The sequence below is a fragment of the Sphingomonas caeni genome, assembly GCF_026013415.1.
Classification (GTDB): Bacteria; Pseudomonadota; Alphaproteobacteria; order Sphingomonadales; family Sphingomonadaceae; genus Sphingomonas; species Sphingomonas caeni.
Genome location: NZ_JAPDOK010000002.1, coordinates 522,259 through 549,141, shown reverse-complemented (window position 1 = coordinate 549,141; position 26,883 = coordinate 522,259). Strand labels below are relative to the sequence as shown.

At 68.6% G+C, this 26,883-nt stretch carries 24 protein-coding genes; 14 read left to right on the top strand and 10 right to left on the bottom strand.

What is annotated here, in order from left to right:
• Nucleotides 1–72: 72 nt before the first annotated feature.
• Entirely contained in the window at nucleotides 73–1,071 is a 999-nt protein-coding gene (locus tag OF829_RS07400; protein ID WP_264939341.1) for a ligase-associated DNA damage response exonuclease, read from the bottom strand.
• An 18-nt stretch (nucleotides 1,072–1,089) separates the two neighbouring features.
• On the opposite strand from OF829_RS07400, the gene OF829_RS07395 reads away from it, so the two are divergent.
• The 3 genes from OF829_RS07395 to OF829_RS07385 all read left to right on the top strand — a co-directional run bounded on the left by OF829_RS07395 (nucleotide 1,090) and on the right by OF829_RS07385 (nucleotide 6,423).
• Entirely contained in the window at nucleotides 1,090–3,507 is a 2,418-nt protein-coding gene (locus OF829_RS07395) for a ligase-associated DNA damage response DEXH box helicase (protein ID WP_264939340.1), read from the top strand.
• A gap of 230 nt (nucleotides 3,508–3,737) precedes the next feature.
• Complete coding sequence (locus OF829_RS07390) at nucleotides 3,738–4,724, top strand: aspartyl protease family protein (protein ID WP_264939339.1); 987 nt, start codon at nucleotides 3,738–3,740, stop codon at nucleotides 4,722–4,724.
• A gap of 274 nt (nucleotides 4,725–4,998) precedes the next feature.
• The gene (locus OF829_RS07385; RefSeq protein ID WP_264939338.1) at nucleotides 4,999–6,423 is read left to right on the top strand and encodes a mannitol dehydrogenase family protein; all 1,425 of its coding nucleotides are present in this window, start codon (nucleotides 4,999–5,001) and stop codon (nucleotides 6,421–6,423) included.
• Between the two features lie 247 nt (nucleotides 6,424–6,670).
• Here the strand turns inward: OF829_RS07385 and OF829_RS07380 are convergent, their stop codons facing one another.
• The 3 genes from OF829_RS07380 to OF829_RS07370 all read right to left on the bottom strand — a co-directional run bounded on the left by OF829_RS07380 (nucleotide 6,671) and on the right by OF829_RS07370 (nucleotide 10,762).
• Nucleotides 6,671–7,762 carry an ATP phosphoribosyltransferase regulatory subunit gene (locus tag OF829_RS07380; protein WP_264939337.1) on the bottom strand — a complete coding sequence of 364 codons (1,092 nt, stop codon included), beginning with the start codon at nucleotides 7,760–7,762 and terminating at the stop codon, nucleotides 6,671–6,673.
• A gap of 166 nt (nucleotides 7,763–7,928) precedes the next feature.
• Nucleotides 7,929–9,506, bottom strand: a complete 1,578-nt coding sequence (serA, locus tag OF829_RS07375; RefSeq protein WP_264939336.1) for a phosphoglycerate dehydrogenase — start codon at nucleotides 9,504–9,506, stop codon at nucleotides 7,929–7,931.
• Nucleotides 9,507–9,604: 98 nt separating this feature from the next.
• Complete coding sequence (locus OF829_RS07370; RefSeq protein ID WP_264939335.1) at nucleotides 9,605–10,762, bottom strand: phosphoserine transaminase; 1,158 nt, start codon at nucleotides 10,760–10,762, stop codon at nucleotides 9,605–9,607.
• 148 nt (nucleotides 10,763–10,910) lie between these two features.
• Between OF829_RS07370 and OF829_RS07365 the strand changes: the two genes are divergently transcribed.
• Genes OF829_RS07365 through OF829_RS07355 form a run of 3 tightly spaced genes read left to right on the top strand, consistent with a single transcriptional unit; the run spans nucleotide 10,911 to nucleotide 13,261 of the window.
• The gene (locus tag OF829_RS07365) at nucleotides 10,911–11,597 is read left to right on the top strand and encodes an extensin family protein (protein ID WP_264939334.1); all 687 of its coding nucleotides are present in this window, start codon (nucleotides 10,911–10,913) and stop codon (nucleotides 11,595–11,597) included.
• Between the two features lie 37 nt (nucleotides 11,598–11,634).
• Complete coding sequence (locus OF829_RS07360) at nucleotides 11,635–12,552, top strand: LOG family protein (protein WP_264939333.1); 918 nt, start codon at nucleotides 11,635–11,637, stop codon at nucleotides 12,550–12,552.
• 19 nt (nucleotides 12,553–12,571) lie between these two features.
• The gene (locus tag OF829_RS07355) at nucleotides 12,572–13,261 is read left to right on the top strand and encodes a hypothetical protein (RefSeq protein ID WP_264939332.1); all 690 of its coding nucleotides are present in this window, start codon (nucleotides 12,572–12,574) and stop codon (nucleotides 13,259–13,261) included.
• Nucleotides 13,262–13,267: 6 nt separating this feature from the next.
• On the opposite strand, the gene OF829_RS07350 is transcribed toward OF829_RS07355, so the two are convergent.
• The gene (locus OF829_RS07350) at nucleotides 13,268–13,894 is read right to left on the bottom strand and encodes a c-type cytochrome (RefSeq protein WP_264939331.1); all 627 of its coding nucleotides are present in this window, start codon (nucleotides 13,892–13,894) and stop codon (nucleotides 13,268–13,270) included.
• Between the two features lie 127 nt (nucleotides 13,895–14,021).
• On the opposite strand from OF829_RS07350, the gene OF829_RS07345 reads away from it, so the two are divergent.
• Nucleotides 14,022–14,912, top strand: a complete 891-nt coding sequence (locus OF829_RS07345) for a prephenate dehydratase (protein ID WP_264939330.1) — start codon at nucleotides 14,022–14,024, stop codon at nucleotides 14,910–14,912.
• Between the two features lie 237 nt (nucleotides 14,913–15,149).
• Here OF829_RS07345 and OF829_RS07340 read toward each other — a convergent pair whose 3' ends face one another.
• The gene (locus OF829_RS07340) at nucleotides 15,150–15,794 is read right to left on the bottom strand and encodes a Lar family restriction alleviation protein (RefSeq protein ID WP_264939329.1); all 645 of its coding nucleotides are present in this window, start codon (nucleotides 15,792–15,794) and stop codon (nucleotides 15,150–15,152) included.
• Between the two features lie 172 nt (nucleotides 15,795–15,966).
• On the opposite strand from OF829_RS07340, the gene OF829_RS07335 reads away from it, so the two are divergent.
• Together OF829_RS07335 and OF829_RS07330 are read left to right on the top strand one after the other, a co-directional pair.
• A complete protein-coding gene (locus OF829_RS07335) occupies nucleotides 15,967–16,209 on the top strand; it encodes a helix-turn-helix transcriptional regulator (RefSeq protein WP_264939328.1) in 243 nt (80 codons plus the stop codon).
• Nucleotides 16,210–16,226: 17 nt separating this feature from the next.
• A complete protein-coding gene (locus OF829_RS07330; protein ID WP_264939327.1) occupies nucleotides 16,227–16,661 on the top strand; it encodes a hypothetical protein in 435 nt (144 codons plus the stop codon).
• On the opposite strand, the gene nudC is transcribed toward OF829_RS07330, so the two are convergent.
• Genes nudC through OF829_RS07315 form a run of 3 tightly spaced genes read right to left on the bottom strand, consistent with a single transcriptional unit; the run spans nucleotide 16,658 to nucleotide 19,865 of the window.
• On the bottom strand, nucleotides 16,658–17,590 hold the full coding sequence (gene nudC / locus OF829_RS07325; RefSeq protein WP_264939326.1) for an NAD(+) diphosphatase: 933 nt from the start codon (nucleotides 17,588–17,590) through the stop codon (nucleotides 16,658–16,660). The genes OF829_RS07330 and nudC overlap by 4 nt on opposite strands.
• A complete protein-coding gene (locus OF829_RS07320) occupies nucleotides 17,536–18,846 on the bottom strand; it encodes a serine hydrolase domain-containing protein (RefSeq protein WP_406701409.1) in 1,311 nt (436 codons plus the stop codon). Before OF829_RS07320 ends, nudC begins: the two co-directional genes overlap by 55 nt.
• Nucleotides 18,843–19,865 carry an A/G-specific adenine glycosylase gene (locus tag OF829_RS07315; protein ID WP_264939324.1) on the bottom strand — a complete coding sequence of 341 codons (1,023 nt, stop codon included), beginning with the start codon at nucleotides 19,863–19,865 and terminating at the stop codon, nucleotides 18,843–18,845. Before OF829_RS07315 ends, OF829_RS07320 begins: the two co-directional genes overlap by 4 nt.
• Before the next feature lie 28 nt (nucleotides 19,866–19,893).
• Here OF829_RS07315 and OF829_RS07310 point away from each other — a divergent pair, with 28 nt between their 5' ends.
• Genes OF829_RS07310 through smc form a run of 4 tightly spaced genes read left to right on the top strand, consistent with a single transcriptional unit; the run spans nucleotide 19,894 to nucleotide 25,320 of the window.
• Complete coding sequence (locus tag OF829_RS07310; RefSeq protein ID WP_264939323.1) at nucleotides 19,894–20,424, top strand: DUF721 domain-containing protein; 531 nt, start codon at nucleotides 19,894–19,896, stop codon at nucleotides 20,422–20,424.
• Nucleotides 20,424–21,104, top strand: coding sequence for a DsbA family protein (locus OF829_RS07305; protein WP_264939322.1), 681 nt, complete (start codon nucleotides 20,424–20,426; stop codon nucleotides 21,102–21,104). The genes OF829_RS07310 and OF829_RS07305 overlap by 1 nt, the downstream gene beginning before the upstream one ends.
• 34 nt (nucleotides 21,105–21,138) lie before the next feature.
• Complete coding sequence (locus OF829_RS07300) at nucleotides 21,139–21,888, top strand: DsbA family protein (protein ID WP_264939321.1); 750 nt, start codon at nucleotides 21,139–21,141, stop codon at nucleotides 21,886–21,888.
• A 24-nt stretch (nucleotides 21,889–21,912) separates the two neighbouring features.
• Nucleotides 21,913–25,320 (top strand): chromosome segregation protein SMC, encoded by a 3,408-nt coding sequence (gene smc, locus OF829_RS07295; RefSeq protein ID WP_264939320.1) that lies wholly within the window; start codon nucleotides 21,913–21,915, stop codon nucleotides 25,318–25,320.
• 167 nt (nucleotides 25,321–25,487) lie between these two features.
• Here smc and OF829_RS07290 read toward each other — a convergent pair whose 3' ends face one another.
• Nucleotides 25,488–25,769, bottom strand: a complete 282-nt coding sequence (locus tag OF829_RS07290; protein WP_264939319.1) for a chorismate mutase — start codon at nucleotides 25,767–25,769, stop codon at nucleotides 25,488–25,490.
• Nucleotides 25,770–25,865: 96 nt separating this feature from the next.
• On the opposite strand from OF829_RS07290, the gene OF829_RS07285 reads away from it, so the two are divergent.
• The gene (locus tag OF829_RS07285) at nucleotides 25,866–26,876 is read left to right on the top strand and encodes a polyprenyl synthetase family protein (RefSeq protein WP_264939318.1); all 1,011 of its coding nucleotides are present in this window, start codon (nucleotides 25,866–25,868) and stop codon (nucleotides 26,874–26,876) included.
• Nucleotides 26,877–26,883: the final 7 nt, after the last annotated feature.

Sequence of the window (26,883 nt, the reverse complement as noted above, 5' to 3'; positions counted from 1 at the left end):
TACTATAGTAAGGGAGGCCGGGTGGGGGAGCGGGCCGGTGCCGCAACCTCGCCGTGAGGCGAGCAAATAACTTCAGTCGTCTTCGTCTTCGTAGCCGGCGAGTTCGAGCGCGCGCGCCTTGATCTGGCGCTGGCGGCACCAATGCACCAGCGCATCCTCGCGGCCATGGGTGACCCAGACCTGTTTCGGCGCGATTTCCAGGATGGTGCGGGTCAGCTCGTCCCAATCGGCATGATCCGAAAGGATCAGCGGCAGCTCGACATTGCGCTGCCGCGCGCGCTGCCGGACGCGCATCCACCCCGACGCCATAGCGGTGATCGGATCGGGCAGCCGCCGCGACCAGCGGTCGTTGAGCGCGCCGGGCGGACACAGGATGATCCGCCCCGCCAGCTCGGCCTTCGCCACCCCGGTCGCGGGCCGCAGCTCGCCCAGATCGACGCCCTGCTCGACATAGAGATCGCAGAGCCGCTGGAGCGCGCCATGGATGTAGATCGGATCGTCGAAACCCATCGCGCGCAGCTCCGCGATCACCCGCTGCGCCTTGCCGAGCGCATAGGCGCCGACCAGCACGCAGCGGTCTGGATTGGCGCGCAGGCTGCTCAGCAATTTGTCGATCTCGTCATGCGTCTCGGGATGGCGGAATACCGGCAGGCCGAACGTCGCCTCGGTGATGAAGATGTCGCACGGCGTGACTTCGAACGGCGCGCAGGTCGGATCCTCGCGGCGTTTATAGTCGCCCGAAACCACGATCCGCTCGCCGCGATGCTCCAGCACGATCTGCGCCGATCCGAGCACATGCCCCGCCGGCACGAACCGCGCGCGGACCTCGCCCAGCATCACCGTCTCGCCATAGCCGGCCGGATGCGCGGCCTGCTCGCCATAGCGCGCGTCCATGATCGCCAGCGTCCCCGGCGTCGCCCAGACCGCGCCATGCCCGCCGCGCGCATGATCGGCATGCCCATGCGTCACCAGCGCGCGCGGAACGGGGCGCGACGGGTCCACCCACGCGTCGGCCGCGGGGATATAGATGCCTTCGGGCCGCGGATCGATCCAGTCGCCGAGTGTCGCCATCCTGCCTATATGGTCCGGATGCCCGGCGGTTCCCAGCTCCCCCAGCCTTTGACCGACTGGTTCGCCGCCCGCGGCTGGTCGCCGCGCCGCCACCAGATCGAGATGCTCGCCGCCGCGCGCGCGGGGAACCATGCGCTGCTCGTCGCTCCCACCGGGGCGGGCAAGACGCTCGCAGGCTTCCTGCCCACCCTCGCCGAGCTGATCGAGCACCCCACCGACCGGCTCCACACGCTCTACATCTCCCCGCTCAAGGCGCTCGCGGTCGATGTCCAGCGCAACCTGCTCACCCCGATCGCGGAGATGGGCCTGCCCATCCGCGTCGAGACCCGCACCGGCGACACGCCCAGCGACCGCAAGGCCCGTCAGCGCGCCCGCCCGCCCGAAATCCTGCTCACCACCCCCGAGTCGCTCAGCCTGCTCCTCTCCTATGAGGACAGCCTGACCCTCTTCGCCGACCTCAAGACCGTGGTGATCGACGAGGTTCACGCCTTCGCCACGGGCAAGCGCGGCGACCTGCTTTCGCTCGCCCTCGCCCGGCTCCAGGCGCTCGCCCCCGGCTTCCGCCGCGTCGCACTCTCGGCCACCGTCGCCGACCCGGACGGCTACCGCGCCTGGCTCGCCCCGCACGGCGATATCGGCGCGGTGACGCTGGTCGAGGGCGAGAAGGGCGCCGATCCCAATATCGCGATCCTGCTCCCCGAGGATCGCGTCCCCTGGTCAGGACACTCGGGCATCTATGCGATCAAACAGGTGATGGCGGAGATCGAGACCCACCGCACCACCATCGTCTTCTGCAACACCAGAGGCCTTGCCGAACTGGTCTTCCAGCAACTCTGGAAGGTCAACGAGCTCAAGCTCCCCATCGGCGTCCATCACGGCAGTCTCAGCCTCGAGGCCCGCCGCAAGGCCGAGGCCGCGATGGCCGACGGCAAGCTGCGCGCGCTCGTCGCCACCGCCAGCCTCGATCTCGGAGTCGATTGGGGCGATGTCGATTGCGTGATCCAGATGGGCGCGCCCAAGGGCAGCTCACGCCTGCTCCAGCGCATCGGCCGCGCCAACCATCGGCTCGACGAGGCGAGCGAGGCGATCCTCGTCCCCGGCAACCGCTTCGAATATCTCGAGGCCCGCGCTGCGCTCGACGCGGTCGAGGAAGGACAGCTCGATACCGACATCTTCCGCCCCGGCGCGCTCGACGTGCTCGCCCAGCACATCATGGCCTGCGCCTGCGCCGCGCCCTTCGAGCCCAAGGAAATGCTGCACGAGATCCGCTCGGCCCTCCCCTATTCGGCGCTCACCGATGAGGCGTTCGGGCGCGTCCTCGATTTCATCGCCGACGGCGGCTATGCCCTGCGCGCGTACGACAAGTTCAAACGCCTGACCAAGGGCAAGGACGGCCTGTGGCGCGTCAGCCATCCCAGCTTTGTTGCGCAGCATCGCCTCAACGCCGGTATCATCGTCGAAGCCCCGATGCTCGAGGTGCGCTTCAAGAACGGACGCCGCCTCGGCAAGGTCGAGGAAGCTTTCGCCGCCTCGCTCTCGCCGGGCGACACCTTCTTCTTCGCCGGCACCGCGCTCGAAGTGGAGCGGATCGACACGACCGATCTGATCGTCCGCGCCACCGCCAAGCAGGCGCGCATCCCGTCCTATATGGGCGCCCGCCTCGCCATTACCGCCAACCTCGCGACCCGTGTCCGCGCCTTCCTCCATGATCGCCGCGAATGGCCGCGCTTCCCCGACGATGTCCGCGAATGGCTCGAGGTGCAGCAACAGCGCTCCGCCCTCCCCAGGCCCGACCAGCTCCTCGTCGAGACCTTCCCGCACGAGGGGCGCCACCATATGGTCGCCTACAGCTTCGAGGGCTGGAACGCGCACCAGTCGCTCGGCATGCTGATCACGCGCCGCATGGAGGCGCTGGGCCTCAAGCCGCTCGGCTTCGTCGCCAACGATTATGCCCTCGCCGTCTACGGCCTCGAACGCATCGCCGATCCCGCCGCGCTCTTTTCGCCCGACATCCTCGAGCATGAGTTCGTCGATTGGGTCCAGGGCTCGGCCTTGCTCAAGCGCGCCTTTCGCGAGGTCGCGATCATCGGCGGGCTGGTCGAGCGCCAGCATCCGGGCAAGAAGAAGACCGGGCGCCAGGTGACGTTTTCGACCGACCTGATCTACGACGTGCTGCGCAAATACGAGCCCGACCATCTGCTGCTGCGCGCCGCCTGGGCCGATGCCCGCGCGCGCATGACCGATGTCGGCCGCCTCGCGCACCTGCTCGACACCGCCGCGGACGCGATGCTGCACATCGACCTCCCCCGCGTCACCCCGCTCGCCGTCCCCGTCCTCATCATGATCGGCCGCGAGAGCCTGCCCCAGGGCATGGCCGAGGACACGCTGCTGATGGAAGCCGAGGCGATCGCCGCGGAGGCGATGCGGCTGGATTAGCCCCAATCCTCCCCCGCCAGGGGGAGGTGGCGCGCGCAGCGCGACGGAGGGGGAGGGCGGCGGTCACGTCTGTTTCGTGTCCTCCCCCTCCGACGCCTTCGGCGCCACCTCCCCCTGGCGGGGGAGGATTACACCGACGCATCCCGCCCCAACCAAATATTTCCCGTCCATTGCTGCGCAGCACGGAAGGGTATATTGTTACACTTATGTTCGGTCTCGCACGCCCGCTCATGTTCCTCCTGCTGCCGCTTGGTGCGGTCGCAAACGGACCCTCCTCACCCCATCAGGATCCCGACGCGGTCAATGCCGCGGTCGACGGCACGATGCTCAATCTGAGGGACGCCGATTCGCGGCTGACCGTCCAGGTCGCGGTGGGCAACAAGGGCCCCTATAATTTCATCATCGATACCGGCGCCGAGCGCACCGTCGTGTCGAGCCAGCTGGCCGGCCAGCTCCAGCTCGCCCCCGGCGCGCCGATCAGCATGACCTCGATGACCGAGAATTCGATGGTCGATACGGTGATCGTGCCCGAGCTCTCGATCGAGTCGATCGGCATCCGCCACACGATCATCGCGCCCTCGCTCGACGCGCGCAATCTCGGCGCCGCCGGGCTGCTCGGGATCGATACGCTCAGCAAGCACCAGGTTTCGATCGATTTCGAGACCGGCGTGATGACCGTCCGCCCCTCCGAGCCGCGCCGCAAGGCCACGCCCGAATCGAGCGACGAGATCGTCGTCACCGCCAAGAGCAAGTTCGGCCAGCTGATCGTCACCGATGCCTTTTTCGGCGGCACCCGGATCCAGGTCGTGCTCGACACCGGCTCGGCGGTGAGCATGGGCAATACAGCGCTGCGCCGCCTCGTCGGCCAGCGGACCAAGGGCCCGATGCAGACGGTCGAGCTGACCAGCGTCACCGGCGGCAGGACCACCGCGGACTATACCCTGGTGCCCAAGGTCCGCATCGGCGACGTCGTCTTCGATACGCTGCCGGTCGCCTTTGCCGAGGTCGTGCCGTTCAAGCGCTTCGGTCTCAGCCGCCGCCCGGCACTGCTGCTCGGCATGGACGCGCTGCGCAGCTTCCGCCGCGTCGATATCGATTTCCCCAACCGCCAGGTCCGCTTCCTGATGCCCCGCGGCGCGCGGCACATGCAGGAAGGACCGCAGGGCAGCTCGGCCGCTCCGCAGCGTGGGGCGGGACCGGCGCCTTCACGGCACTGACCTAGATCACCCTCACCCTTTTCTTCCCTCGCCCCCTGCAAGGGGGAGAGGGTTGCGCAGACTTGGGTCCGCTTCTTCAGCGGGCCCTAGTCGGAGCTGGGTGAGGGGGTGCGGCGGCACTTGCCGCCGCGCGGAGCTGCGCTCCGCCCTACCCCTCTCCAAGCTGCGCCAACGAGCAAGCTCGTAAGCTTCGCTATCCTCTCCCCTATCAAGGGGAGAGGGAAGAAAACGGACCGATTGACTTTCCTCACCCGCCCCTGCTTGGGCACCCATGATGACCCAGCTCTCCCGCGCCGCCCTCGCCACCCTCCCCGGCACCGCCCGGCGCCCCGGCCATGACATCGCATCGGTCACCACCGGGATCGTCCATTTCGGCCCCGGCGCCTTCCACCGCGCGCATCAGGCGGACGTCATCGACCGCGTGCTCGACACAGACTCGCGCTGGGGAATCGCCGCGGTGTCGCTGCGCACCCCCGGCACCGTCGATGCCCTGAAAGCCCAGGACGGGCTCTACACGCTCGCGGTGATCGACCGCGAACCCTCGACCCGCATCATCGCGGCGCATAGCGAGGGCGTAGGCCCCGGCGAAGGCAAGCGCCTCCGTGCGCTGCTCGCCGACCCCAAGGTCCGCCTCGCGACCAGTACCGTTACCGAGAAAGGCTATTGCCTCGGCCCCGACGGCAGTCTCGACATCGGCCATCCCGACATCGTCCACGACCTCGCCCGCCCCGCCGAGCCGGCCAGCGTGATCGGCTGGATCGTCGCCGGCCTTGCCGACCGCCACGCCGCGGGCACGCCGCCCTTCGCGATGCTGTGCTGCGACAATATGACCGGCAATGGCGCCAAGCTCCGCGCCGCATGCGCTGCACTCGCCCGCACCTACGACCCCGGTCTTGCCGACTGGATCGAGGGCGAGGTCGCCTTCCCCGATTCGATGGTCGATTCGATCACCCCCGCAAGCGATCCGGCCTTCCTCGCCAAGGTCGCGGCGGAACTCGGCGTCGAGGATCGCGCCGCCGTCCAGCGCGAGGCCTTCACCCAATGGGTGCTCCAGCGCTTCGACCTGACGGACGGCCCCGATCTCGCCACGGCGGGCGTCACGCTCACCAGCGACGTGCGCGGCTACGAACAGGCCAAGCTGCGCATCCTCAACGGCGCGCATTCGACGCTGGCGTATACCGGCCTCGCGCTCGGGCATGAGACGGTGTTCGAGGCGATGTCCGATCCGGCGCTCGCGGGCTTCGTCACAAGCCTCGTCCATCACGACATCCGCGCCTCACTCCCCCCGGTCGATGGCCTCGATACCGAGGCTTATGCGAACGCGGTGCTCGACCGTTTCCGCAACCCCGCGATCCGGCATCTGCTCAGCCAGATCGCCTGGGACGGTTCGCAAAAGCTTCCCTATCGCCTGCTCGACACCGTCCGCGAGGCCCTCGACGCGGGCCGCCCGATCGATCGCCTCGCCGTGCCCGTGGCCGCCTGGATCGCCTTCATCCGCCGCAAGGCCCAAGCGGGCGAGACGATCACCGATCCGCTGGCCGATACCTTGGTCGCCGCCTCATCCAGCGTGGATGCAATGCTGGCGATCCGCCAGGTCTTCCCCGAGCGCATCGCCGCCGACCCGCGTTTCCGCGATGCGGTAGCGAAGGCGCTGGCGGCGTTCGATGCGGGGAAGCCTGCCCAGTTGCTCACGCGCTAAACCAACCCCGTTCGTGCTGAGCTTGTCGAAGCACTATTCTTCTTTGCGACGGTCGTAAGAGGTACAGCCCTTCGACAAGCTCAGGGCGAACGGGGGAGAGTTCCCTGCTTGCAATGTAGGATTTCGCCTGCTCAACCGGGCGCGCCGTCACCCGGCGGCCGCTCTTTGAACCGTCGCAGCCCTGGCGCCCCTCAAGTCCAACAAAAGCGCCGTTTCCCCTCGGGATAAGGTCACCAATGAAGCGGTGTTACGCGACCTTTTCGGGCCCGCCCGTACCCAGCACATGGCTGCACAGCTGCGCCGCGGGCGTATCGCCTTCCTCCAGCGCCGCGACCGTCACCCAGCCATCGGCCCTGAGCGCCGCGCCATGCGCGGGATCGGTGCCAAGCGGCAGGAACAGCCGCCGCCGCTCGCCGCCGCCCAGCCCGGCGTCGAGGATCGGATCGGCATAGAGCGAAAAGCCCACCGCCGCCTCCTCGTGCCCATCCTCATGGATGATGCTGTAAGTGCCCCCGCGCCCGATCTCGCCGCGAACGCCCGCAGCGAAGATCGAGAAGCCCAGCCAGCTCTGATATTCGAACCCGTGCCGCTCGGTCGGATCGAGCGTCAGCGCGACACCGGGCCCGATGCTCGCCGCCACCTGCGCCAGCCCGGCGAGCCGCGACTTGAGCGCGTCGATCCCGCTCAGCCGGTGCATCGCCGCATCGAACGGCCCGGCCGCCTCGATCAGCGGCAGATAAGCCGGATCGATCGCCGCGACCCCGCCCGCATCCTTGGCGTCGAGGCGTTCGCGAAGGGCGTCCAGCTTGTCCGCCGCCACGCTGTTCCCCGCCAGCGTATCGACCAGATCGGGGAGGGTGAAATCGACCGCCAGGCCTTCGACCCCCGCCGCGCGCAGCGCCTCGACCGCGACGCGCACGATCTCGCCCGCCGCCGCGACCGAATCGAGCCCGATCAGCTCGCACCCGATCTGCCGCATCGCGCGCTCAGGCCGAAGCTCGCTCGCCCGCAGCTTCATCACCGGTCCGGCATAGCTGAGCCGAACCGGGCGTGGATGATGCGCCATCCGCGTGGCGGCAATCCGCCCGATCTGCGCGGTCATGTCGGGCCGGATCGCCAGCGTGCGCTGCGACACCGGATCGACGAAGCGCACCGCGTCGCGCATGCCCCCGGCCTTCAGTCGCGAGCTGAGCGCATCGGCGAACTCGGCCATCGGCGGATCGGCGCGCTCATAGCCATAGCCATGCGCCACTCCGAGCACGCACGCCTCCAGCCGCCCCGCCGCATCGGCGAGCGGAGGAAGACGGTCGTGAAACCCTTCGGGGAGGAGCCCGGTCATGCGCGCCTCTTAGTTTGGAAGGAAGGCTGTGTCGCCATTCTGTTCAGGCCGAGCCGAAAATGGTGGTTTTATTCGACCCGGAGCGCAGCGTGCTTAAGGCACGTGAGCACCGGAAGCGGATGAAACCGCCATTTGCAGGCCGGCATGGGCGGAATGGCGATACAGCCTAGAACTTGAGCGCCATCGCCGTCTTGACGCCCGGAAGCGCCTTGACGTTCGCCAGCAGCTCGGCGGTCACGGGCTCGTCGAGCGAGAGCAGCAGCACCGCCTCGCCCCCGGCCTCGCGGCGGCCGAGATGGAAGGTGCCGATATTGACCCCCGCCGTACCCAAAGTCGTCCCCAGCCGCCCGATGAACCCCGGCGCGTCCTCGTTGACGATATAGAGCATGTGCCCGGCCAGATCGGCCTCGACCTTGATCCCGAACAGCTCGACCAGCCGCGGCGCGGCGTCGCCGAACAGCGTCCCCGCCACCGATCGGTCGCCCGCCTGGGTGCTCACCGTCACGCGGACCAGCGTGTGGTACACGCCCTCGCGCTCGTGCCGCACCTCGCGCACGTCGAGCCCCCGCTCCTTGGCGAGGAACGGCGCGTTGACCATGTTGACCGTGTCCGAATGGACCCGCATCAGCCCCGCGAGCACCGCGCCGGTGATCGGCTTCTGGTTGAGCTCGGCCGCCGCGCCCTCGGTCTCGATCGAAATGCCGTCGAGCGCGCCGTGCGCCAGCTGCCCGACCAGCGAGCCGAGCTTCTCGGCCAGCGCCATGTACGGCCTGAGCCGCGGCGCTTCCTCGGCGCTCAGGCTCGGCATGTTGAGCGCATTGGTCACCCCGCCCGAGATGAGGAAATCGGCCATCTGCTCGGCCACCTGGATCGCGACATTGACCTGCGCCTCGCTGGTCGACGCGCCGAGATGCGGGGTCGAGATGAAGTTGGCGGTGCCGAACAGGGGCGATTCGGTCGCCGGCTCGGTCACGAACACGTCGAGCGCCGCGCCCGCGACATGCCCCGAATCGAGCGCCTCCTTGAGCGCCGCCTCGTCGATCAGCCCGCCGCGCGCGCAGTTGATGATCCGCACGCCCTTCTTGGTCTTGGCGAGGTTCTCGCGGCTCAGGATGTTGCGCGTCTGGTCGGTCAGCGGGGTGTGGAGCGTGATGAAATCGGCGCGGGCGAGCAGCCCGTCGAGCTCGACCTTCTCGACCCCCATCTCCACCGCGCGCTCGGGGGTGAGGAAGGGATCATAGGCGATCACCTTCATCCTGAGCCCCAACGCCCGGTCAGCGACGATCGACCCGATATTGCCCGCGCCGATCAGGCCGAGCGTCTTGCTGGTCAGCTCGACCCCCATGAAGCGGTTCTTCTCCCACTTGCCCTGCTGGGTCGAGGCGTCGGCCTCGGGCAGCTGGCGGGCGAGCGCGAACATCAACGCGATGGCATGCTCGGCGGTGGTGATCGAGTTGCCGAACGGGGTGTTCATGACGACCACGCCCTTGGACGAGGCATAGGGGATATCGACATTGTCCACGCCGATGCCCGCGCGGCCGATCACCTTGAGGTTGGTCGCGGCGTCGAGGATCGCCTTGGTCGCCTTGGTCGAGCTGCGGATCGCAAGGCCATCATATTGGCCGATGATCGCGGCGAGCTCGTCGGGCGTCTTCCCGGTGATCTCGTCCACCTCGACCCCGCGCTCGCGGAAGATCTGGGCGGCCTTGGGGTCCATTTTGTCGGAAATAAGTACTTTCGGCATTTCGTTTCCTCCACCCGTCATCCCGGCGAAAGCCGGGACCCAGGATTACAAGCGATGTCGTATGTGGCTCTGGGTCCCGGCTTTCGCCGGGATGACGATCAGGAGGCCTTCGCCGCCGCATAGGCCCAGTCGAGCCAGGGCCCGAGCGCCTCGATATCGGCGGTATCGACGGTCGCGCCGCACCAGATGCGCAAGCCCGGCGGGGCATCGCGATATCCGGCGACGTCGTACGCGGCACCCTCCTTCTCGAGCAGCGAAGCGAACTTCTTGATGAACGCCTCGTCCGCACCTTCGACGGTCAGGCAGACCGACGTCTTCGAACGGTTCGCTTCGTCCGCGGCGAGATGGCCGAGCCAGTCCCGCTCCGCCACAATCTTGTCGAGCGCCGCCGCATTGGCATCCGACCGCGCGATCAGGCCCTTCAACCCGCCCAGCCCCTTCGCCCATTCGAGCGCGAAGATCGCATCCTCGACAGCGAGCATCGACGGGGTGTTGATCGTCTCGCCCTTGAACACGCCCTCGGCGAGCGCGCCCTTCGACACGAGCCGGAAGACCTTCGGCAGCGGCCAGGCCGGGGTGTAATTCTCGAGCCGCTCGACCGCGCGGGGGCCCAGAATCAGCACACCGTGCCCGCCCTCGCCGCCCAGCACCTTCTGCCAGCTGAAGGTCGCGACATCGATCTTGTCCCAGGGCAGGTCGTAAGCGAACACCGCGCTGGTCGAATCGGCGAAGCACAGCCCCTCGCGGTCGTCCGGAATCCAGTCGCCATTCGGCACGCGCACACCCGAGGTGGTGCCGTTCCAGGTGAACAGCACATCGTCGGACCAATCGACCGCGCCCAGATCGGGCAGCTGGCCATAATCGGCGCGGATCACTGTGGGTTCGAGCTTGAGCTGCTTGACCGCATCGGTGACCCAACCTTCACCGAAGCTCTCCCAGGCGAGCGTCGTCACGCCGCGCGCGCCCAGCATCGTCCACATCGCCATCTCGAAGGCGCCGGTGTCCGAGCCCGGCACGATACCGATCCGGTGGGTGTCGGGCAGCGCAAGCATCTCGCGCATCAGGTCGATGCAATATTGGAGGCGGGCCTTGCCCAGCTTCGAGCGGTGCGAGCGCCCAAGAACCTCGGTCACGAGCTTCGACGCATCCCAGCCCGGGGGCTTGGCGCAGGGTCCCGAAGAGAAGAAGGGGCGTGCCGGCTTGGTGTTCGGCAGAGTCGGCGCACCCGTGGCGGGCGCCGTAACGAGGTCAGTCATGTCAGTCTCTCCTTGCAGAGAGCACGCGCGGCGTTGGGACCGCGTGGCCCGCTGACGGCCCTAGCGGCGGCGGCGCCCATGTCAATCCGGGAGCGGCCGCGCGGTCCCGATTAGACGCACGTTAACCATGAAGCGCTATCCGGGGGCCATGCGTATCCGGCTTGTCCTGGCCCTGTTCCCGCTGCTGCTTTCCGCCTGCGTCTTCGGCGGCGGCGATGACGGCTACCGCCCGGCACCCCGGCCGATTCGTCCCAACGCCTCAGGCCCGGTCACGCTGATCGGCCCCACGCCGCGCGAGACCCAGCAATGCTTCACCGATCTCCAGCGCGAGGATGTTCGCTTCAGCCCGCTGCCCGACCGCGATTATGGCGGCGGCTGCGTCGTTCAGGGCGCGGTCGAATTGCTCGACATCGGCGTGCCGGTCACCAACCTCAAGGGCATGCGCTGCGGGCTCGCGCGCACCTTCATCGGCTGGGTCCGGAATGCGGTCGCGCCGGCGGCGTACCAGATCCTCGGCAGCGAGCTGGTCAAGGTCGAGAGCTTCGGCACCTATTCGTGCCGCGGCATCGTCGGCAATGGCGAGGCGGCGGCGCAGAAAATCTCCGAGCACGGCCTCGCCAACGCGGTCGACATCTCCGGCTTCGTGCTCCGCGACGACCGCCGCATCACCGTGGAGGAAGGCTGGCACTCGCGCGATCCGGATGTGCGCCGCTTTCTCGAGGTGATCCACGCCTCGGCGTGCAAGCGCTTCCACACGGTGCTCAGCCCGGACTACAACGCCGCGCACCACAATCACCTGCATCTCGACATGGGCAAGGGGCCGTTCTGCGCCTAGGTTTGCGTGAGGCCGCAGATGGGCTAAGCGCGACCAAATGACCGAAGAAACACGCGTCCCCTCCCGGGTCTTCCGCCCCGCGAAGCAGGAGGCCGAGTCCGCCGCCGAGCACGGCATCTCGCCCCAGACCGAGCATCCCGCCTACCGGCTCGCCTTCCAGGATCTCGATTTCCTGTTGCGCGACGATCTGAGGCCGGTCCGCTTCCAGCTCGAGCTGCTCAAGCCCCAGCTGCTGCTCGACGAGGCGCATATCGCCTCGACCTTCGTCGTCTATGGCTCGGCGCGCATCCCCGAGCCGAGCAAGGCGCTGGCGCTGCGCGATCTTGCCGACACCGATCAGGCCAGGCTGATCGCCGAGCGGCTGATCGAGAAATCGAAATATTACGACGTCGCCCGCGAACTCGCCCAGCTCGCGAGCCATTTCCCGCGCGACGAGGCGGGCAACCAGCATTTCGTCGTCACCTCGGGCGGCGGCCCCTCGATCATGGAGGCGGCGAACCGCGGCGCGCGCGATGTCGGCGCGGACACGATCGGGCTCAACATCGTCCTGCCGCACGAGCAGGCGCCCAACCCCTATGTCACGCCCGGCCTCAGCATGCAGTTCCACTATTTCGCGCTGAGGAAGATGCACTTCCTCCTCCATGCGCGCGCGGTGGCGGTGTTCCCGGGCGGCTTCGGCACGTTCGACGAATCGTTCGAGCTGCTGACGCTGATCCAGACCGGCAAGATCGCGCCGATCCCGGTGCTCTTCTACGGCAAGGACTTCTGGAACCGCGTCGTCAATTTCGAGGCGCTGTGCGAGGAGGGCGTGATTTCCCCGCGCGACCTCGACCTGTTCCACTTCTGCGAGACCGCCGAAGAGGGCTGGGAGATCGTCATGGATTTCTGGCGCGGCAAGGACCACACCCGCATCCACCGTCCCCGCGCCGGCATGGGCAGCAGCGACGGGTCATAACGCGAGCGGGAGCGATGCGATGCGGGGATTGCCGGCCTGTCTGATCGGCCCCTTGGCGCTCATCGCCTGCTCGCCCGCGCCCCAAGCGGACAACGCCGCAGCGCCGGAACCGGTCAACATCGCCCTGCCCATCGCCGATTGCCCCGAGGAACAGCTTAGCTGCGGCAAGCAGAAGCCGGTGGTCTCGGACGGCGTCCGTCCGTTCGAGAATGACGACATGGCCATCCGCGCCTGGTTCCCGAAGGGTGACCGGGTCTGCATGTCGCGCTCGGGCGATGCGGCACGGGGTTTCTACGCCGAATATGATCTGACCGAACGTCCTTGCTCCGAGCCCGGAACGCCGCGCGCGTTCATCGGAATCAGTTCCTCGTTCAACGCGATGGAGTGGTCGCTCGCCGATGCGACACGAGACTGCCGGCCCTTGAGCGCCGCCCTGCTCAAGCGATTCGGCGGCAAGCCCCCGGCCTTTCCCGGCCATCCCTCGCGGGCGTGCGAGGAGATCCAGCCGGATGGATGGGTGGTGGTCACCGTCCACACCACAGCGGGCAGGCGGGTCGAGGGCGACACCCTCAAAGGGTTGACCTATTTCTATCGGGCCACGCTCGGGACGCGCCCCGACCGTTTCGACCGTTTCGACCGCGATGTGCCGAGGTTCCGGGCCTTCCTGCGGCGGCTGCAGATCGACGCCGAGTTCAAGCCGCCGGAATAGAGGCCCTTAGTGCGCCGCCTTGGGCTCCGCGGCATTGCCCTCGACCGCGCCATTTTCCGGCGCGGCGGCGTTCGCCTCGGCCTCGTTGCCCGCGGCAGCCGGCGCCGCGGCGGGAGCCGCGGGCAGCGGGATCGGGCTGCCCTGCTGGTTGATATAGACCATGATGTCGGCGCGGTCCTTGGGGTTGGGCAGGCCGGCGAAGGTCATCAGCGTGCCCGGCGCGAACTTGCTCGGCTTGGTCAGCCAGGCATTCATCGTCTCGAAGTCCCACTTGCCGCCATGGCCCGAAAGCGCGGCGGAGAAGGCGAAGCCGCCCTTCCCCTTGCCGATCTCCTCGCCCATCGTGCCCCACAGGTTCGGGCCGATGCCGTTGGCGCCGCCCTGGGTGATGGTGTGGCAGCTCGCGCACTTCTTGAAGAGCTCGGCGCCGTGGACCGGATCGGCGGTGGCGAGCAGCGTCGCGATCGGCACTTCGGCCGCGCCGGTAGCCGCTTCCTCGGCGCCCTCGACCGGATAGCCGGGCTTTTCCGGATGCTCGCTGTGGAAGATCATGCCGGTCGCGATCGACAGGCCGAGGGCCAGGATTCCGCCCGCCAGAGCCCAGCCCGCAATCGTATTCGTGCGATCGTCCATCTTCGACACCCTGTTTAAAACCGTGCTCCCTCTAGAGCCGCACTTTGAGCATCGCAAGCGGCGCTTGCGGCCCGCATAGCAACCCGCGCTTGCGGGCGCGGCGCGACGCCGCTAGCCCGCCCGGCCTATGGACAATTTCGCCGCCCCCGCCCGTCCCATCGTCGCCCGGATGATCGAAGCCGCCGCCGCCGAGCCCAGGCGCGCGGTCGCCTTCCAGGGCGCGCCGGGCGCCAATTCGCATGTCGCGGCGCTCCAGGCTTTTCCCGATTGCCTGCCGCTCCCCTGCTTCAGCTTCGAGGATGCGATCGACGCGGTGCGCGACGGGACCGCGGACTGCGCGATCATCCCGATCGAGAATTCGCTCCACGGCCGCGTCGCCGACATCCATTTCCTGCTGCCCGAATCGGGGCTGGTGATCACCGGCGAGCATTTCCTGCCCATCCATTACGGCCTGATGGGCACCGGCAGCCTCGACCAGGTCAGGGAAGCGACCAGCCATCCGCAGGCGCTCGGCCAGTGCCGGCTGTGGCTCAAGGCGCACGGCATCACCCCCGCTTCCTATCCCGACACCGCCGGCGCCGCCGCCCTGGTCGCCGAGCGGGGCGATCCCGCGATCGCCGCGCTCGCCCCGCCGGGCGCGGCCGAACTCTACGGGCTCAACCTGCTCGTCGAGAATATCGCCGACGCCGACCATAACATGACGCGCTTCGTGATCCTGGCGCGGCAGGCACCGCCGCTCGCGGGCGAAGGGCCGTTCATGACGACCTTCATCTTCGAGGTGAAGAATGTGCCCGCAGCGCTCTACAAGGCGCTCACCGGCTTCGCCACCAACGGCGTCAACATGACCAAGCTCGAAAGCTATCAGCAAGGCGGCAGCTTCGCCGCGACCGAATTCTATGCCGATGTCGTCGGCCGCCCCGGCGACCCGAACTTCGACAATGCGATCGAGGATCTGACGCACCATTCGAAGCGCGTCCGGCTGCTCGGCACCTACAAGCAGGCGCGCGAGCGGGGGTGAACCCCGGCGGCGGGGCGCGATAAGGTCCCGCATATCGGCTTCATTGGTGACCTTTGCCCGAGGGAAAATGCGCGTCCTGTCGGAAAGACGGGGCGCCATGCGAGCGCGTGATCCGGTGGCCCAAGACTGCGTCATCGCACAGCTTGGAGCGGATCAAATCCAATTAGGAAAGCGATTTCTGTCCAGCGCGTCCGCCCGCTCGGCAACCCGCCGGCAACCGAGCGAGCGACGCGACCGTCAGCGGCGGACGTCGTGGAGCGTGCCGTCCTCGAACATCTTCTGCAGGGCCGAGACCGGCACCTTCTCGCGCTCCGGGCCATAATAGGCTTCGGAATTCGCCTCGCCCGCATTCACGTCGCGATCGACCCCGCGCCAATCATTATAATATGTGCGGCCGAATTCGAGTTCGACCATGGCGCCCTCGACCTTGGTGACGCGCAGCGTGCTGTACATCACCGGCGCGTCGGGATGCGTCATGAGCCGGGCGAGATCGGCCTCGTAAATGTCGCCGACATGCGGCGCGGCGAGCGAGACCGTATCGCTCTGCCGATCGGCGGCGGCGGCGATCGATCCGGTCGCGACCAGCGCGCCGATCCCGCCCAGCCCGACCAGCCAGCCGCGGCGGTCCCATGCCGGAATCGCCTTGGTCACGTCCTTGTGCGCTTCATCCGCCGCGTCATCGGCATGCTCGGCGCCGCAATTGCCGCAGACCAGATAGGGCGTCTTGCCGGTGACCCAGCGAAAGATCCAGTAGATGTGCCGCACCGTATAGGCGACCATCCGCGTGAAATAGCTGTCCTTGTCGCAATAGGCGCAGTGCCGCAGCCCCGCCGGGCCCACCTCTGCCCAGCCCCCGCGCGAACCCCATGAAATGAAGAACATGCCGATCCCCCTTTCGACATGCCCGCCCGGAGCGGACGGACTCCGAGGCAAGGTTATCGCCGCATTCATAAAGCGCAACCGCAGAGATTGGCAGCGATAGCCGCCTTGACGGTGCGACGATCTATTGTGTAAACACAACATATCGTCATCCATGCCGAGTCGTTCTGTGCCCATGCTCCACAACCGTATCGCCCTGTTTCGCGCCGAGCGCGGGATGAGTCGGCGCGAGCTGGCCGAGGCGGTGGGGGTGAACCCGCAGACGATCGGCTATCTCGAACGCGGCGATTATGCCCCCAGCCTCGAGCTGGGGATGAAGATCGCGCTGGTGTTCGAGGTCCCCGTCGAACTCGTCTTCTCCTTTCAACGCTTCGAACCGGTCTCGCGCACGATGATGCGCGCAGGGCCGGGCGAATGATGCAGCCGGAATCCGCCATGCCCCGATTTGCCCAAAGCCCCATTTTGTTTCGCTGGGCCGCCATCCTCGCCCTGCTGCCCGCCACCGCCGGGATCGTGATCGCGATCGGCTGGCCCCAATTTTCGGAGATCGGCTTTGCGCTGGTGGCCGGAGGTCTTGCGCTCGCAGTCTGGCTGCCGCTGATCGGACCGCTCAGGCTCGGCGGCACGCGCATCGCCGACGAGTTCGACCGGATGATCCAGACGCGCGCCTGGCTGGCGGGTTGCGCAGCGGCAAGCTTCGCGGCGGTTATGGGCCTATTGCTGCTGCTCGGGCTCGCGATGGCAGGCAATTGGGAGCGGCTGACGCTGCTGCTCGCGCTGCGCTCGCTGCTCAGCTACCTTATCGTGCTCCTGTCGGCGGTGCCGTGCCTCGTCATCACGAGCGGCGCATCCGCCGACGAGGACGACTAGGCTTCCGCGATCCAGGCGCTGAGCAGCGTGTGCGCAAGGGCATAGTGCGGGGGCGCCACGAACGGACCCTCGCCGCCGGACATCACCGCGCGGGCTTCGTCGCGGGTCACCCAGATCGCATCCTCGAGCTCGTTCGTGTCGATGGTGAGCCGATCGTCATCGGCCTCGCCGATCGCCGCGACCATCAGCGAGGAGGGGAAGGGCCAGGGCTGGCTGGCGACATAGCGCACGTTGCGGACGCGCACGCCCGCCTCCTCGAAAATCTCGCGCGCCACGGCCTCTTCGAGCGATTCGCCGGGCTCGACGAACCCGGCCAGCGCCGAATAGCGTCCCGGCGGCCAGCCGGGTCCGCGCCCGAGCAGCACGCGCCTTTCGCCTTTGGCCCCATATTCGGCCAGCATGATCACCACCGGATCGACCCGCGGGAAATGCTCGGCGTTGCAATGGGGGCATTTGCGACCCCAGCCCGCACGGAACAGCTCGGTGCCGGTCCCGCACACCGCGCAGAAGCGGTGCCGCATATGCCAGTCGACGGTGCTCCGCGCCGCGGCGAAATGGGCGGCGTCTTCATAGGTCAGCTGGTCGAGCAGGCGGAACATGGTGAAGGCGGGGCGCGCCACAGGCGTTTCGGCCGGATTGGCGGCCGCGAAGTGCGGGACCCCGTCCGGATCGAACCCCAGCAGCACGATCTCGCCGCCCACCGGCGCCTCGGCGATCGAATCCCAGATCAACCGCCCATCGTCGCCCAGTTCGGGCACCAGCTCGCGCAACCGCAACAACCGCGCGCGCGGATCGGCCATCGCCGCCGCGAGCTTCTCCACATCGGTCCGCAGCGGATCGGCCCGGTCGAGCGTGCCGCCGGTGAAGCCCGGCCTCACTTGAGCAGATCGGCAACCAGCGCCTGGTTGAGATCTGCCCTGAGCGGCCATTTCTCGGTCGGCATATAGTTGACCATCACCACGCCGCGCACATTCTTGGCCGGATCGACCCAGGCAAGCGTGCTCGCCGCACCGCCCCAGCCATAGGTGCCCTTGCTCGCGGCGCCCGGCACATCGGCCAGATAGACCGATCCGCCCGCGCCGAAGCCGAGCTTGCCGACGCTGGTCAGCGTGCCGAGCAGCGTCGTGTCGGCGCCCGCGGGCAGCAGGTTCGACATGGCAAGCCTGGCCGTCTCGGGCTTGAGCACGCGCACGCCATCGAGCGTGCCGCCATTCTGGAGCATGTGGAGGAAGCGGTCATAATCATGGGCCGAGGAGACCAGCCCGGCGCCGCCATAGGGGAAGCTCGGCGGCTTGAGCCACAGCGAGCCCTTCCCCGGATCGACCGGCAGCCGATTCTCGCCGGCATAGAAATAGTTGGTCGCGAGCCGCCCGGCCTCGCTGCCCGGCACGGTGAAGAAGGTCGACTTCATCTTGAGCGGATCGAAGAGGCGCTTCTGGAGGAAGGCATCGAAGGTCATGCCCGAGGCAACCTCGATCACGCGCCCCATCAGGTCGAGCCCGATCGAATAGCTCCATTTGGTGCCCGGCTCGTAGACCAGCGGGAAGGTCGCCAGCTTGTTCGCGAACGCCTCGAGCGAGGCGGGGCGAATCGCGCGTTGGTTGGGCTCGAGCTGATTGCTGATCTGGGCCGGATTGATGCCCTGCTGGCGATACTGGTCGAGCAAGGTCCCCGGTACCGGGTTCTGGCCGAGGTCATAGCCGAGCCCCGCGGTGTGAGTGAGCAGCATGCGCACCGTGATCGGGTGCGCCGCCGGGTGGGTCGCGGTGACGGGCCCGGCGGGATCGTTGAGCACGCGCATATTCTTGAAGGCGGGGATGAAATCGCTGATCGGCTGGTCGAGCTTGAGCTTGCCCTCCTCGACCAGGATCATCGCGGCGATGCCGGTGATCGGCTTGGTCATCGAATAGACGCGCCACAGGCTGTTCTCGTCGGCGAGCGGCGCATCGGCCTCCGCCGCGATCCGCCCGGCCTTGTAATATTCGGTCGGCGCATCGCCGCGCCCGATCCCGACCACCAGGCCCGGCACCTTGTTCTCGGCGACATAGCGGTTGACCAGCGCCTGGGTCGCCGGGGCCGCAACCGGCGTCGCCGGCAAGGCCGGCACGCTCCGCGCCTGCACCAGACCCGTAACGCCCGCGCTCGCGAGCAGCACCGCACCGACAAGGACCCGAACCCGCATCATCTTCTCCCAAACGCTCTCACGGCCTTGGCGAAGAGCGTCGGCAGTCCCGCCGACTCGATTTCGTCCAGAGGCCACCATTCGCCCTGCGGCGCTTCCTGCGCTCCGATTGTGGCGACGGCAAGCGCACATTCGAGCCGGAAATGGGTGAAGACATGGCTGACACCGCGATCAAGCATCCGCCAGTCCGCCGCGGCCGGCGCGCCCGTGAGGCCCGGCGGCGAATCGGTCCAGGGGCCGGTCGGCAGGGCGCGCATGCCACCGAGCAATCCCTTGCCCGGCCGGCGCACCAGTAGCAGCTTGCCGTCGCGCTCCGCCCAGAAGATCGTGCCATAGCGCTGCGGCGAGGCCGGCTTCCTGGCCTTGACCGGGAACGCCTCCGGCGCGCCGCCCGCGAACCCCGCGCAATCCTCGCGCAGCGGGCAGAGCAGGCATTTGGGCGCCCTGGGGGTGCAGATGCCGCTGCCCAGATCCATCATCGCTTGGGCGAAATCGCCCGCACGGACTTCGGGTGTGATCGAGTCCGCCAGGGCCTTGATCCGCGGCTTGGCCCCCGGCAGCGGATCGCGCACCGCAAACAGGCGCGCCACCACGCGCTCGACATTGCCGTCGACCACCACCGCACGCTGCCCGAACGCGATCGCCGCGATTGCGGCGGCGGTATAGCCGCCCACCCCCGGCAAGGCGCGCAGCCCGGCCTCGTCCGTCGGCAGGCCGTTGGCCGCCACCTCGCGCGCGCAGGCCAGCATGTTCCGCGCCCGGGCGTAGTAGCCGAGCCCCGCCCAGGCGCTCATCACATCGGCGTCCTCGGCCGCCGCCATCGAAACGAAATCGGGCCAGGCGCCGACGAACTTCTCGAAATAGGGGATCACGGTCGCGACCTGGGTCTGCTGGAGCATCACCTCGCTCAGCCACACACGGTACGGCTCGGGCGCATTCGCTCCCGGCCGCGCGCGCCACGGCAAAACACGCGCGCTCGCATCATACCAGTGGAGAAGCTTCGCTGCGATGTTGTCGGGCACGCCCCGGCTATGGCATGGACTGTCCCCAATGAAGAAGTCCCCGCGTACCACCACCCGCCAGCCCAGGCCCGAGCCCCAGCGCAGCATGCGCGCGCGCCCGGTTTCCGAGCTGTTGCCCGATGTCGGCCGCGCCGCATTTCGCCGCTTCGGCTTCGTCCAGCATTCGGTGGTCAGCCGCTGGGCCGAGATCGTCGGCGAGCGCTATGCCGAGGTCTCCGCCCCCGAATCGATCCGCTTCCCGCCGGGCCAGCGCGCCGAGGGCGTGCTGCACCTGGTCGTCTCGGGCGCCCACGCGCCGATGATGCAGCATATCGCCCCCGAGATCGTCGAGCGGGTCAACCGCTTCTTCGGCTATGCCGCGGTCGCCCGGCTCCAGATCCGCCACGGCCAGATCGACCGCCGCGAAGCCGCCGCACCCCTGCCCGAATTGGCGCCGATCACCGCGGAGATGGGCGAGAGCCTGCGCGGGATCATGGACCCCGAGCTCAAGGCGGTGCTCGAAGCGCTCGCCTCGGGCGTCGCGGGCAACGCCATTCCCAAGATCGGCAGGATCGATTGATGCGGTTTCTCGCCCTCGCGCTCCTCTTCATCCTCGGCGCCTCCGCGCCCGCTCTGTCCAAGGCACCCGCGCCCGACTGGCTGACGGTGATCGCCAGCACGCCCGAGGGCGGCGTCCGCATGGGCAATCCCGCGGCCAAGGTGAAGCTGGTCGAATATGGCTCGCGCAGCTGCCCGGTGTGCGGGCGGTTTGCGCACGAATCGGCGGGCCATCTGCGCGAGACCTATGTCGCCAGCGGCAAGGTCAGCTACGAGTTTCGCGAATTCCTGATCCATCCGCAGGATATCGGCGCGAGCGTGATCGGCAAATGCGTGAGCGACCGCAACTTCTTCGTCGTCCTCGATGCGATGTACGCCAACCAGGCGGTGTTCAATGAGCGCGCCGATACGCTGCGCATCTCACGCGTCGACCAGATCATGGCGATGAAGCCGCTCGACGCGGCGCGGGCATGGTCCGACGATCTCGGCTATACCGATCTCGTTCGCCAGGCCGGCATGCCCGAGGCGCGGATCAAGGCCTGTTTCTCGAACCCGCAAGCGATCCCGCAGCTCGGTGCCCGGCTCCAGGCCGGGGTCAAGATGGGCGTCGACGGCACCCCGAACTTCTTCATCAACGGCCGCAAGGCGAACGCCGTGCTGTGGTCGCAACTCGAACCCTTGTTACGAGCCGCGGGCGGCTGAACCCGCGCCGATATTCCGAATGGAGACGATTGAAATGCGCCTGATCAAGTCCATCGCCGTCTGGCTGACCCTGCTGGCCGCGCCGCTCGCGCTCACTGCCTGTGGCGGCGACGGAGCCAACAACAGCGCCGACGCCGCGCCCGTCGCCACCGCCAAGCCCCCCGCGGGCAAGCAATGGACCGACGTCTATACCAAGACCGGCGAAGGCTGGGTGAAGCAGGGCAATCCCGACGCGCCGATCAAGCTGGTCGAATATGGCTCGCGCAGCTGCCCCGTGTGCGGCGCCTTCGCGCTGACTGGGGTCGAGCCGATGCGCGAGAAATACGTCAAGACCGGCCAGGTCAGCTACGAATTCCGCGACTTCCTGATCCACCCGCAGGATCTGGGCATCGCCTTGCTCGGCCGGTGCGTCTCGACCGAGGCCTTCTTCCCGGTGCTCGATGCGATGTATGCCCGCCAGAACGAGTTCAACGCCAAGACCGAGAATATCTCGCCCGAGATCCAGGCGCAGCTCGCGCAGATGAACCGCAACGAGGTCGCGTTCACCCTGACCGAGATGCTCGGCTATCCGCAGTTCATGCAGCAGAACGGCATGCCCGCGGACAAGGTGAAGGCGTGCCTCGCCGATACGAATGCGGTCGCCGTGCTCTCGAAGCAGCTCGAGGAAGGCGTCGCCAAGGGCGTCGACGGTACCCCGACCTTCTTCATCAACGACCGCAAGGTGGAGAATGCGGTGGGCTGGGCCCAGCTCGAGCCCGCGCTCCGCGCCGCCGGCGCGCACTGAGCTGAAGGCGCGCGGAGCCGCACCATGCAGATCAAGCGGCTGCGGCTCACCGGGTTCAAGAGCTTCGTCGACCCGGCCGATCTTCGGATCGAGCCCGGGCTGACGGGGATTGTCGGCCCGAACGGCTGCGGCAAATCCAATCTGCTCGAGGCGCTGCGCTGGGCGATGGGCGAGAATAGCCCCAAGTCGATGCGCGGCGCGGGCATGGAGGATGTGATCTTCGCGGGAACGGCGACCCGCCCCCAGCGCGACTTCGCCGAGGTCTCGATCCTCGCCGACGGTGTCGGCGCGGATGACGAGCTCGAGGTGGTCCGCCGGATCGAGCGCGGCGCGGGCTCAGCCTATCGCGTCAATGGCCGCGACGTCCGCGCCAAGGATGTCAGCCTTGTCTTCGCCGACGCCGCGACCGGCGCGCATTCGCCGGCATTGGTCAGCCAGGGCCGGATCGGCTCGATCATCTCGGCCAAGCCCGCCGAGCGCCGCGCGATGCTCGAAGAGGCCGCCGGGATCGCCGGCCTCCATGTCCGCCGCAAGGATGCCGAGCAGAAACTGCGCGCGACCGAGGCCAACCTGACCCGGCTCGACGAGGTCATCACCGATCAGGAAACGCGGGCCGCTGCGCTCAAGCGTCAGGCGCGCCAGGCCGAGCGCTATCGCGAGCTTTCGGATAAGATCCGCGTGGCCGAGGCGCGGATGATCTTCGCGCGCTGGCGCGATGCCGCTGCCGCCGCCGATGCCGCCAAGGCCGAGGCGCAATCGGCCGAAGCGCGCGTCGCCGAGGCCGCCCAGGCGCACGACAAGGCCGCCGCCGTCCAGCAGGCGGCTGCAGAGGCGCTCGCCACCGTCCGCGCCGATGCGCTGGCCGTGCGCGACCGCGCGACCGAGGCGATGCACCGGCTGGCGACCTTGCGCAGCGAACGCGCCACGGTCGAGCGCCGGATCGCCGACCTCAGGGATTCCGAGCTCCGCCTCGCCGAGGACAAGGGGCGCGAGGGCGCGCTTGCCCGCGACGCCGCCGAGGCGCTCGCCCGGCTTGACGAGGAGGCGAAGACGCTCGACGAGCGGATCGCCGCCGCGGCCGCGCGCATGCCGCATCTCGATGCCGCGCTCGCCGAAGCCGAGCGCGCCGCGCGCGATGCCGAGGTCGCGCTGGCACAGGCGCTCGCCGCGCAGGCCGCCGAGACCGCCGATGCACGCGTCGCCGAGGCCGCGCTCGCCGCCGCGCGCACCCGGGTCGAGCGCGCCGCGCGGGATGCCGCCCGGATCGACGCTGAGGGCCGCGCACTCGCCGACCCCGGGCCGCTCAAGGCCGAAAAGGCCCGCGCCGCTGAGGCGCGCGCCAAGGCCGCCGCCCAGGCCGAAACCGCGCGCACCGGGCTTGCTCGCGCCGACGCCGCCGAGCGCGGCGCGATCGAGGGCCGCGACCGCGCCCAATCCGCTCGCGCCGCTGCCCATGCCGAACTGTCGCAACTCGACAGCGAGGCCGCCGCGCTCACCAAGGCGACGCGCGCGAGCGACAAGGACCGGCTGCTCGACAAGCTCCGCGTCGATGCGGGGTACGAACGCGCGCTCGCCGCGGCGCTGGGCGATGACCTTGAAGCGGGGCTCGATACCTCAGCGGACCGCTATTGGGCGGGCGCCGAGAGCCAGCCGGGCGATCCCAAGGCCGCGGCGGACACCACCCCGCTCGGATCGCACGTCCAGGCACCCGAGGCGCTCGCCCGGCGCCTCGCGCAGGTGCTGGTCGCCGAGAGCGACACCGGCCAGCCGCTCGCGGTCGGCCAGCGCCTCGTCACGCTCACGGGCGTGCTGCGCCGCTGGGACGGCTATGTCGCCAAGTCGGGCGGCGCCGCCGCCGCCGAGCGGCTCGAGCGCGTCAACCGGCTGCGCGCGATCGAAAAGGCGCGTCCCGCCGCGGTGCGCGCGGTCGATGCCGCCGATGCCGAGCTGGCGCGGGTCGACGAGACGATCGCCGAGGCACGCCGCAACGCCGCCGACTGCCGCCGCCTGCTCGACCATAGCGAGAATGCCGGCCGCGACGCCGCGCGCGCCGAGGACCGCGCCGCCGGCCAGATCGAGCGGCTCGATTCGCAGCGCGCCGATCTCAACTCGCGCCGCGCCCGCATCTCGGCCGAGAGCGACGAGGCCGCGGGGGAGCTCGCCCGCGCCGAAGCCGCCAAGGCCGCGCTCCCCGACGGCAGCGCCACGCGCGAACAGGTATCCAAACTCTCGGCCGAAGCCGAAACCCGCCGCGCCGCCACCGCCCAGGCCCGCGCCGAACGCGGCACGCTCGAACGCGAGATCGCCTCCAGCCGCGAACGCCTCGCCGCCGCAGGGGCCGAAAGCCGCAGCTGGAAATCGCGCGCCGGCGAGGCCGCGCGCCGCAGCGCCGAGATGGACAAGCGCGCCGCCGAGCTTGCCGAGGAAAGCGCGGCGCTCGCGGATCGTCCGGCTCAGCTCGACGCCCGCATTACCGAGGCCGAAGCCCAGACCGAAGAGACCCGCGCCGCTTCTGCCGCCGCCCAGGCCGCCGAGCGCGAGGCCGAGACCATCGTCCGCGACACCGAACACCATGTCCGTGCCGCCAACGAAGCGCTGAGCCAAGCCCGCGAGGAACGCGCCGGCGCGCTCGCCCGCGCCGAGAATCAGGAGATGCGCCGCATCGAAATGGGCCGCCTTTCGGGCGAGCGCTTCGAATGCCCGCCGCCGCTCCTCCCCGAACGCGCGGGGTTCAAGGAAGACACGGTCCGCGATCCGCAGGACGAATCATCGGCGCACGACCGGCTCATTGCCGAGCGCGAACGCATCGGTCCGGTCAACCTGGTCGCCGAGAGCGAACTCGCCGAACTCACCGAATCGGCGCAGAACAGCGCGAAGGAGCGCGACGAGCTGATCCAGGCGGTCCATCGCCTGCGCTATTCGATCGGCACGCTCAACCGCGAGGGCCGCCAGCGCCTGCTCGCCGCGTTCGAGGCGGTCGACCAGCATTTCCGGCGCCTCTTCACGACCTTGTTCAACGGCGGCCAGGCGCATCTCGAACTGATCGATTCGGACGATCCGCTCGAGGCCGGGCTCGAGATCATGGCCCAGCCGCCCGGCAAGAAGCTCCAGTCGCTCACGCTCCTGTCGGGCGGCGAGCAGGCGCTGACCGCGGTCGCGCTGATCTTCGCGCTGTTCCTGACGAATCCCGCCCCGATCTGCGTGCTCGACGAAGTCGATGCGCCGCTCGACGACGCCAATATCGAGCGTTTCTGCGACCTGCTCGACCGCATGACCGAGGAAACCGCCACCCGCTACCTGATCGTCACCCACAATGCCGCGACGATGAGCCGCATGCACCGCCTGTTCGGCGTGACGATGGTCGAGCAGGGGGTGAGCCGGCTGGTGAGCGTCGATCTGGGCGGGGCGGAGACGCTGCTGGCGGCGGAGTAAGCAGGAGGAAAGAGGTTCGCGCGGAGGCGCGGAGATGTCCCGCCCGCCGCGCCGGCGGCTCTCAATCTCGACGGTCCAGCAAATCCTGCCGCTAACGCGGCGCATCGGCTCCCAGCGCAGGACGCCCTCTTCGCGTCTCCGCGCGAAATCTCCCTTCTTCTACGCCCTCACCCGCCCCGCGCATGCTCGTGGTGGCGGATCACCTCGTTGATGATGAAGCGCAGGAAGGCCTCGCTGAACTCGGGATCGAGATCGGCGTCCTTCGCCAGCGCGCGCAGCCGGGCGATCTGGGCTTCCTCGCGGCCGGGATCGGCGGGGGGAAGGCCGTGCTCGGCCTTGTAGGTTCCCACCGCCTGCGTGATCTTGAAGCGTTCGGCGAGGATATGGACCAAAGCCGCATCGATATTGTCGATGCTCTGGCGATAGCGTTTGAGCGTCTCGTCCGGCATGGCGGCCCTCCCTATCGCCCCTTTTGCCGTCTCGACGGCCTCGCGCAAGCCCTACCCCTTGCCTTTAGCGCCCCAACGCGCCAGAGCGCGGCCACGATGAGCGCTACCATCCATCGCATCGGCGGCCGTGAGCCTTCGCTCGAACCGATGCTGTCGCTGGTCGCCCCCGATCTCAACCTGGTCAATGCAGTCATCCTCGACCGGATGAACTCGGACATTCCGCTGATCCCGGAGCTCGCCGGGCACCTGATCGCCGGCGGCGGCAAGCGGATGCGGCCGATGCTCACCCTCGCGAGCGCGCGGCTGCTCGAATATTCGGGCACGCGGCACCATAAACTGGCAGCAGCCGTCGAGTTCATCCACACCGCGACCCTGCTCCACGACGATGTCGTCGATTCGTCGGACCTGCGCCGCGGCCGCCGCACCGCGAACATCATCTGGGGCAATCCGGCGAGCGTGCTGGTCGGCGACTTCCTCTTCTCGCGCAGCTTCGAGCTGATGGTCGAGGATGGCAGCCTCAAGGTGCTCAAGATCCTGTCGGGCGCCAGCGCGACGATCGCGGAAGGCGAGGTCAACCAGCTCACCGCGGTGCGCCGGATCGATCTCAGCGAGGAACGCTATCTCGACATCATCGACGCCAAGACCGCCACGCTGTTCGCGGCGGCGTGCAAGATCGCCGCGGTGGTCGCCGAGCGCGGCGAGCGCGAGGAATCGGCGCTCGACGCCTATGGCCGCAACCTCGGCATCGCCTTCCAGCTCGTCGATGACGCAATCGACTATATCTCGACCGCCGAGGCGATGGGCAAGGATGCGGGCGACGATTTCCGCGAGGGCAAGATGACGCTGCCCGTCATCCTCGCCTATGCGCGCGGCAGCGAGGGCGACCGCGCCTTCTGGAAGGAGGCCGTCGCCGGCCGCCGCGTCGCCGACGAGGATTTCGCCGAGGCGGTCCGCCTGGTCCAGGCCAGCCGCGCGGTCGAGGACACGCTCGCCCGCGCCCGCCACTACGGCCAGCGCGCGATCGACGCGCTCGGCGGCTTCGCGCCCGGCGGCGCCAAGGACGCGATGGTCGAAGCCGTCGAATTCGCGGTCGCGCGCGCTTACTGAGGCGCTC